The sequence below is a fragment of the Microbacterium sp. UNCCL10 genome, from assembly GCF_000746195.1.
GTDB classification, from domain to species: Bacteria; Actinomycetota; Actinomycetes; order Actinomycetales; family Microbacteriaceae; genus Microbacterium; species Microbacterium saccharophilum.
Genome location: NZ_KN050821.1, coordinates 68,069 through 76,105, shown reverse-complemented (window position 1 = coordinate 76,105; position 8,037 = coordinate 68,069). Strand labels below are relative to the sequence as shown.

Below are 8,037 nucleotides of genomic sequence, written 5' to 3'. Positions count from 1 at the left end.
GTTGTCCGAGTTGTCGCTGTTGTCGGAGTTGTCCGAGTTGTCGCTGTTGTCGGTGTACGAGTTGTCCGAGTTGTTCGCCCACCCGTTGACCGAGTCGTCGGTCGAGTTGTCGCTGTTGTCCGAGTTGTCCTCGTCGACACTGCTGAGGACGTTGTTGTCCGCCATTATGGATCCTCTCCTGTGGGCGCCCCCTGCGCCGATGCAGCGAGTCTCGTCCGCGACCGCGGTCCGTGGCATCGGTGGCCGTCCCCCCACCGGCTCCCCACCCCACGGGGTTCGTAGGGGGTGGGCCGCACGGGGAATGGGGGAACCGCGGGTCCCGCCTAGGCTGGCCGGATGGAACAGGCCGAACTCACCGCCCTCCTGACCCCCGAAGGTCTGCGCCTGCTCGATGAGACCGACGCCGCTGAATCGTCCTCCGATGTCGCCGCCGCCGTCTCCCGGCTGCGCAGCGCCGGGCACTCCCCCGACCTCGTCTCCGCGGTCATCGGCCAGGCCCGGCTGCGCGCGAAGGCGCGGGCGAAGTTCGGCACCTTCGCCGATCGGATGCTGTTCACGCGCGCCGGTCTCGAGCAGGCGACCCGGCTGGAGGTCGCCGCGCGGCACGCCGGCCGGTTCCGCGACGCGGGCGTCACGCGGGTCGCCGATCTCGGCTGCGGTATCGGCGGCGACGCCCTCGGCATCGCCGGCATCGGCCTGGACGTGCTGGCCGTCGACGCCGACGAGATCACGGCGGCCCTCGCCGCCTACAACCTCGCGCCGTTCGGCGGGGCCGTGGAAGTGCGGTGCAGCCGCGCCGAGGACGTGGACCTCGACGGGGTGGATGCGGTGTGGCTCGACCCGGCCCGCCGCTCGGCCGGGCACAGCGAGACCGCGCGCGTGGGCGCGGACGAGTGGTCGCCGTCGCTGGACTGGGTGTTCGCCCTCGCCGCGCGGATGCCGGCCGGCATCAAGCTCGGGCCGGCGTTCGACCGCGACCGCGTGCCGGCGGGCATGGAGGCGCAGTGGATCAGCGTCGACGGGTCGACGATCGAACTCGTGGTCTGGTCGGGTGTGCTGGCCCGCCCCGGTGTGGGGCGTGCCGCCCTCGTCATCCGCGGAGGTGCGGCGCACGAACTGACGGCCGCGGCGGACGCTCCCGACGCGGAGGTGCGCGAGCTCGCCGTGGACGGCTATCTGCACGAGCCGGAGGGCGCCGTCATCCGGGCCCGCCTGATCGGCGAGGTCGCGCGCGATCTGCAGGCCGGCATGCTTGCGGAGGGAATCGCCTATCTGACGTCGGAGGCGGCGCTCACGAGCCCGTTCGTGCAGACGTTCCGGGTGCGCGAGGTTCTGCCGCTGAAGGTCCCGGCGATCAATGCCGCCCTCGCGAGCAACGGCATCGGCACGATCGAGATCAAGAAGCGCGGCGTCGACGTCGACCCCGCCCAGTTCCGTCGCAAGCTGCGGCTGCGCGGTGACGCCTCCGCGACCCTGATCCTCACGCGAGTGGGCCCGAAGTCGGCCGCGCGGCGGGTGGCGATCCTCGCCGACCGGGTCTGATCCGGTCGATCGCTCCGCCTGCCGGCAGCGTGCGTCAGCCGACGAGGTTGGCCTGCGTCGAGGCCCACCAGAGCCAGCCGGCGCTGTAGACGAGCGAGAGCAGGCTGAGGCACAGCGCCCAGAGCGCGACGCCCCGGCGCTCCCACGGGCGGCGGAGCGCCACGATCGCGAACCCGGCTCCCACGAGCCCGATGAGGAAGCCCCACCCGACGAGGAACGACACCAGCAGCCCCAGGATCGCGAACGTCATCGCCCAACCCGCGCTGCGCGGGAGCGGCGCCGGCGGCGGCGGGGCCCAGCGGACCTCGGTGTGCACCGGCTGCGTGATGGGCACGGGTTCGGTCATCGCGCGCTGGAACCCGCCCCGATGCTCGCCCGGCAGGCGCGCGGCGTCGCCCACGACGGCGACGTCTTCGGTCGGCACGTCGACGACGGGCCGGCGCAGCACAGGCGGAGTCGCATCGGGCGCGGCCGGCACGGCATCCGGCACCTGCGGCACGGCATCCGGCACGGGCGGCGCGGCATCCGGCACGGGCGGCACGGCATCCGGTGCCTGCGGCACGGCATCCGGTGCGGGCGACAGGTGACGGGCGGCCACGATCGACGCGTCCAGCTCCGGGAGCGCAGGCCGATCGTCCGGTTGGGTCGGACGTTCGTCGGGAGTCGGGTCGCTCATGCCGCCGCCACCTGGATCTCCGTCACCGGCAGCGTCGAGTCGGCGCCGAACGCGAGCGTCGAGGGCGCGCGGCCGCTCATGATGAGCTCCGCGGCGAGCGCGGCGATCATCGCGCCGTTGTCGGTGCACAGCGACAGCGGCGGGATCCGCACCGCGACGCCGGCCGCCGCGGCCCGCTCGAGGGCGACCTCCCGCAGGCGGCGGTTGGCGATGACGCCGCCGCCGAGGAGCAGCCGCGGCACGTCGTGGCGCGCGCAGGCGTCGAGGGCCTTCGTCACGAGCACGTCGACCACGGCCTCCCGGAAGGATGCCGCGACGTCGCCGACCGGCACGGGCTCGCCCGCGGCCTCGCGCTGCTCGATCCACCGCGCGACGGCGGTCTTGAGCCCGGAGAAGGAGAAGTCGTAGCGGTGCTCGGCCATGTCGGAGGCACGCGACATGCCCCGCGGGAACCGGATCGCGGCCGGATCGCCGGTGGCCGCCGCCCGGTCGATCTCCGGACCGCCCGGGTAGGGCAGCCCGAGGATGCGCGCGATCTTGTCGAAGGCCTCCCCGGCGGCGTCATCCATCGTCTCGCCGAGCAGCTCGACATCCGAGACGAGGTCGCGCACGAGGAGGAGCGAGGTGTGCCCGCCGCTCACGAGGAGCGCGACCGTGGGGTACTGGACCTCTTCGCCGGTGAGGATGTCGGCGGCGATGTGCCCCACCAGGTGGTTCACGGCGTAGAGGGGCTTGTCGAGCGAGACGGCGAGCGCCTTCGCGGCACCGATGCCGACCATGAGAGCGCCGGCGAGGCCCGGACCGGAGGTGACGGCGACGGCATCCAGATCGGCGAGCGTGATGCCCGCCTCGGCGACGGCCGCTTCGATGGCGGGCTGCAGCGCCTCCAGGTGGGCGCGGGCGGCGACCTCGGGGACGACGCCGCCGTAGCGGGCGTGCTCGTCCATGGAGCTCGCGATCGTGTTGCTCAGCAGCGTGCGGCCCCGGACGATGCCGATGCCGGTCTCGTCGCAGCTGGTCTCGATCCCGAGGACGAGCGGCTCCGCGCGGCCCATCAGCACCATCCCTTTCCATCGATCGTTCCTGCCGGCTGCGGCGTGGAGGTGTCCGCGGGCGTCGCGTCGCCGCCGGCGGCGTGGGCCGCCCACCCGGCGAGGTCGAGCTGCATGACGACGGCGTCCACGTCATCCGGCTGGTAGTAGCGGGGGCGGCGGGCGATCTCGGTGAACCCCTCCGAGGCGTACAGGGCGGTGGCGACGGGGTTGTCCGCGCGGACCTCGAGGAACACCTCGCGGGCGCCGCGCTCGTGCGCCGTGCGCAGCAGCTCGGTCAGAAGCGCGCGCCCGCGACCGTGCCCGCGCGCCGCTTCGGCGATCGCGATGGTCTGGATGTCGGCATCCCCCGCGCCCTGCACGGCGCGCACGCCGGCGTACCCCAGGAGGCGACCGCCCGACTCGTCGACGACGTAGCGGCCGTGCGGCGACGCGAGCTCGGCGCTCATCATCGCCTCGCTCCACGCGTCGGTGGGGAAGGAGGTGCGCTCGAGATCCATGATGGCGGCGAGATCGGATGCCGTCGCGGTGCGCAGCGTCACGTGCCGACCTTCTTCCTGGCGCCAGGCAGGGTGACATCCGGCGCCCGCAGGTACAGCGGCTCGGTCGAGGCGAGCTCGCGGCCCGCGGCGAGGGCGCGCGCGGCGACGAGGGCCACCATCGCCCCGGAGATCGCGTCGACGTCGCGGCGCTGCGCGCCGGCTTCGGCGAGGCGGGCGTCGAGGTCGTCGCGCGGGGCGAGCGCCGGCTCGGTGATGCGAACCGGGAGTCCGTCGTCGTCGACCCCCTCGTACACGGTGAAGGCGAGCTCGCGGCGACGCGCGTCGGTGACCACCGCGAAGCGCGGCAGGTCGGCGAACGGGTCGGCGAGGAGGATCGCGAGGGCGGCGGCGTCGTGGCTCGCGACCGGGACGACCGGGATGCCGCGCCCCAGCGCGAACGCCCGCGCCGCGGCGATGCCGACGCGGAGGCCGGTGAAGGGCCCGGGGCCCATGCCCGCGGCGACGGCGGTCAGGGCGATCGGCTCGGGGGAAGTCGCGCCGAGCGGGCCGAGCGCGGCCTGGGCCAGGGCGTCGTGCAGCATGCCGCCGATCGCCTCCGCGTGGCCGAGCGGGTCGGCGCGGGATTCGTCGGCCCGGACGACGCCGTCGCGATCGACGACGGCGACCGCCGTGCCGAGGGAGGTGTCGATGCCGAGGATCACCCCTCCAGGGTAATCGCCGCGGGTCCGGGGCCTTGCGGGGTCGGTTCGAGGTCTGAGCTGCGGGAGCGCTCGGAAGTCCGGACGTCCAGGGCGAGGCGGCGCCTTGCGACGGGTGGCCCGGGTAGCTGGTGGGGGTCATCCGCGCCGAAGTGCGGGTGCTCGGCACCGGGACCCGCACATTGGCGCGGGCGAAGAACGTGGATGCCGTTGGTCCGCGCCGAAGTGCGGGTGCTCGGCGCCGCGACCCGCACATTGGCGCGGGCGAACTTTCGGGTGCTCACGCGCCGCGTATTGCCTGGCCGGCCGCCACTCCGCGACCCCGCGAGCTGTGGCCGACCTGGGTGGCGGTTCGCCCGCGCCGAAATGCGGGTGGCGGGCGCCGGGACCCGCACATTGGCGCGGGCGAAGAACGTGGATGCCGTTGGTCCGCGCCGAAGTGCGGGTGCTCGGCGCCGGGACCCGCACATTGGCGCGGACGAAGAACGTGGATGCCGTTGGCCCGCGCCGAAGTGCGGGTGCGGAGCGCCGGGACCCGCACATTGGCGCGGACGAAGAACGTGGATGCCGTTGGCCCGCGCCGAAATGCGGGTGCTCGGCGCCGCGACCCGCACATTGGCGCGGGCGAAATGCGCGGCGGGGCGCACCACCGGGGTTGATGCAGAAGGCCCCGCCGTCGGGGGACGGCGGGGCCTGGACGTGCCGCGAGGTCAGTCCTGCTCGACCTGCACGACCTCGAGGGTCTCGCTGAGCGCGACGTCGGCGTCCCGGCCGCCACCGAGGTCGACGCTCACGTCGAAGGCGTGGCTGTCGTCGGCGTCGGTCTCGATCGCGTCCATCGAGCCGCCGCCCGCCGCGGCAATCGCTGCCGCCGCGATCTCGGCGACGCGGGAGGTGTCCAGGAGCGGGTCATTGCTCTGCTTCCCGTCGTCGTCGGGGCGAACGGTCGCGGCGCCGTCGGCGGCGATGCGGACATCGGCCTCCGTGCCGTCGGCGAGGACGACGTCTACCGACCAGCCGCTGCCCTCACGCTCGATCGAGGTGGCGCCGGAGGCGTCCGCGGCGGTGATCGCCTTGTCGATCGCGGCGACGAAATCGTCGGGGCTTGCGGGGGCGCCGGGCGCAACGGCATCCTCACCGTCGTCGTCGCGGTCGTCGCCGGACGTGACCGTCGCGCTGGACGAGGACGGCGCGCCCTCGAGGACGTCGTCATCGTCGTCGAGGTCGGCGAGGGCGAAGCCGATGCCGGCGCCGAGTCCGCCGACGAGAAGGATGCCGGCCGCCGCGGCGCCGATCATCACGGGCCGCGAGAAGCGGCGGCGGGTGGCGGTGTCGTCCGCGGGTACCGGCTCCGATGCCGCCGGCACGGCGGCGGGGGCATGGAAGTCCTGCGTGGGCTGGTCGTCGGCGGGCGTGCGGTCTGCGGAGGAGGAGTCGTGGCTGTTCATGTCTCCACGATCCCGCACGACCCCTGAACCGGATCTGAACTCCGCTGAACAGGCTGTCAGGTCGCCGGGAGTTCGACGACGAACCGCGCGCCGCCCGACGGCGCATCCTCGACGCGCACCTCGCCGCCATGCGCGCGGACGATCTCGCGGACGATCGCGAGTCCCAGCCCGCTGCCGCCGGCATCCCGCGAGCGCGCCTCGTCGAGGCGCACGAAGCGCTCGAACACGCGTTCCCGATCCGCGGCAGCGACCCCCGAACCGTCGTCGTCGACCCACAGCATCGCGCGGCCGTCGGCGACCCGGCAACCGAGTGCGACCGTCGTCCGCGCGTGGCGCGCCGCGTTGTCGACGAGGTTCCGCACGACCCGCGCGAGCAGCCGCTCATCGCCGCGCACGGCGGCCGCCGAGATCGCGCGCCCGTCGACGGGGACCGACCCGAGCCCGCGCAGGCGCTGCACTTCGGCGAGTGCGAGATCGTCGAGATCGACGACGGATGCCGTTGCCACGGCGTTCTCGTCGAGTCGCGCCAGCAGCAGCAGACCCTCGACGATGTCCTGCATCCGGCCGCCCTCCGCCAGCACGACGTCGGCGAGTTCGCCGGGCGACGTAGCCTCGGGGTGCGCCCGGGAGAGCTCGGCGAACTGGCGGATCGTCGCGAGCGGTGAGCGAAGTTCGTGCGAGGCATCCCCGACGAATCGCTGCCGGGCGCGATAGCCGTCCTCGACCCGGTCGAGCATGCGGTTCATCGTGCCGGCGAGGCGGTCGATCTCGTCCCCGCGGCCGCTCGCGGGTACGCGCCGGTCGAGGGCACTCGCGTCGATGCCGTCCACCTGCGTCCGGATGCGCTCGACGGGCGCCAGGGCACGCGTGACGACGACCCAGAGGACCACCGCGATGAGCACGACGGCGACCGGCACGGCGACTGCGAGGAGCGCGGCGGTGGTGCGGACGGCCTCGGTCGCCTCGTCGATGGAGCGGGCGAACACGAGCACCCCGTCGTCGACACGCTCGGCGACCACCAGCATCCGCTCGCCGTCGACGGTCGCGTCCGCGACGGCCTCCTCCCCCGGAGTCGGCAGGGCACGCGCGTCGTCGTCGTTCACGGCCACGTCTCCGCCGGTGTGCCAAGCCACGAGGACGTCATCGTCTCGTCCTTCGACCCAGGCGCGGTCCAGCGTGCCGTCGTGGAGGCCGTCGGCCGTGGCCTCCAGATCGCCGCGCAGCTGCTCGGCGACCTGCGTCGTGAGCATGCGGTGCAGGGTCACGACGACGCCGACGGCGCCGAGGGCGAGGGCGACGGCGACGACGGCGACCGCGATCGCGACGATGCGGGTCCGAAGGGATGCGGAGCGCCGCGGCGTGCCGGCATCCGCTCGGCGCGCCGGGCGCGACGGGCGCGCCGGGCGCGACGCGTCAGCCACCGTCGGCCGCCAGCCGGTATCCCGACCCCCGCACGGTCTGGATGCCGTCACGCCCGAAGGGCCGGTCGACCTTCCGGCGCAGCCGCCCGACGTACACCTCGACGATGTTCGGGTCGCCGTCGAAGCCATCGGCCCAGACGTTGTCGAGCACCTCGAGCTTCGTGACGACCTCGCCGCGCCGGCGCAGGAGGAAGTCGAGCACGGCGATCTCGCGGGCCGTCAGGTCGATCTCGACCTCGCCGCGGTGCACCGTGCGGGCGGCGGGGTCGAGGCGCAGGTCGCCGGCCTCCAGCACCGCCGGACGCTCGCGGGCACCGCGTCGGACGAGGGCGCGCAGTCGCGCGACGAGCACGGGGAAGGAGAACGGCTTCGTGAGCCAGTCGTCGCCGCCGGTGTCGAGGCCCTCGACTTCGTCCCACTCGCCGTCCTTCGCGGTGAGGAAGAGCACGGGCGTCCAGATCTGCTCGGCGCGCAGCGTCGCGCAGACGCGGTAGCCGCTCATGCTCGGCATCATGACGTCGAGGACGATGACGTCGTAGTCCTGCTCGCGCGCGCGCCAGAGACCGTCGACGCCGTTGTGTGCGAGGTCGACCGTCATCCCCTCGGCCTCCAGGCCGCGCCGCACGCCGTCGGCGAGGCGCACCTCATCGTCCACGAGCAGTACGCGCATGCTCAGAGTCTGCCCTGCCCGTGCTGA

General features: G+C 73.9%; 8 protein-coding genes. 1 reads left to right on the top strand and 7 read right to left on the bottom strand.

The annotated features are described in order from the left end of the window. Positions 1-336: 336 nt before the first annotated feature. A complete protein-coding gene (locus BR85_RS14465) occupies positions 337-1,542 on the top strand; it encodes a THUMP-like domain-containing protein (protein ID WP_028497277.1) in 1,206 nt (401 codons plus the stop codon). 34 nt (positions 1,543-1,576) lie between these two features. Here the strand turns inward: BR85_RS14465 and BR85_RS14460 are convergent, their stop codons facing one another. The 7 genes from BR85_RS14460 to BR85_RS14430 all read right to left on the bottom strand — a co-directional run bounded on the left by BR85_RS14460 (position 1,577) and on the right by BR85_RS14430 (position 8,010). Next, complete coding sequence (locus BR85_RS14460; RefSeq protein WP_231478752.1) at positions 1,577-2,218, bottom strand: hypothetical protein; 642 nt, start codon at positions 2,216-2,218, stop codon at positions 1,577-1,579. Further along, positions 2,215-3,273, bottom strand: coding sequence for a tRNA (adenosine(37)-N6)-threonylcarbamoyltransferase complex transferase subunit TsaD (gene tsaD, locus BR85_RS14455; RefSeq protein WP_028497276.1), 1,059 nt, complete (start codon positions 3,271-3,273; stop codon positions 2,215-2,217). Before tsaD ends, BR85_RS14460 begins: the two co-directional genes overlap by 4 nt. Beyond that, positions 3,273-3,812: a ribosomal protein S18-alanine N-acetyltransferase gene (rimI, locus tag BR85_RS14450; RefSeq protein WP_081782840.1), complete on the bottom strand. Its 540-nt coding sequence runs from the start codon at positions 3,810-3,812 to the stop codon at positions 3,273-3,275. The genes tsaD and rimI overlap by 1 nt, the downstream gene beginning before the upstream one ends. Beyond that, positions 3,809-4,474, bottom strand: coding sequence for a tRNA (adenosine(37)-N6)-threonylcarbamoyltransferase complex dimerization subunit type 1 TsaB (gene tsaB, locus BR85_RS14445; protein WP_028497275.1), 666 nt, complete (start codon positions 4,472-4,474; stop codon positions 3,809-3,811). Before tsaB ends, rimI begins: the two co-directional genes overlap by 4 nt. Before the next feature lie 707 nt (positions 4,475-5,181). After that, positions 5,182-5,919, bottom strand: a complete 738-nt coding sequence (locus tag BR85_RS14440; protein WP_028497274.1) for a hypothetical protein — start codon at positions 5,917-5,919, stop codon at positions 5,182-5,184. Positions 5,920-5,975: 56 nt separating this feature from the next. After that, positions 5,976-7,340 (bottom strand): sensor histidine kinase, encoded by a 1,365-nt coding sequence (locus BR85_RS14435; RefSeq protein ID WP_081782839.1) that lies wholly within the window; start codon positions 7,338-7,340, stop codon positions 5,976-5,978. Then, complete coding sequence (locus tag BR85_RS14430) at positions 7,333-8,010, bottom strand: response regulator transcription factor (RefSeq protein WP_028497272.1); 678 nt, start codon at positions 8,008-8,010, stop codon at positions 7,333-7,335. The genes BR85_RS14435 and BR85_RS14430 overlap by 8 nt, the downstream gene beginning before the upstream one ends. Positions 8,011-8,037 lie beyond the last annotated feature (27 nt).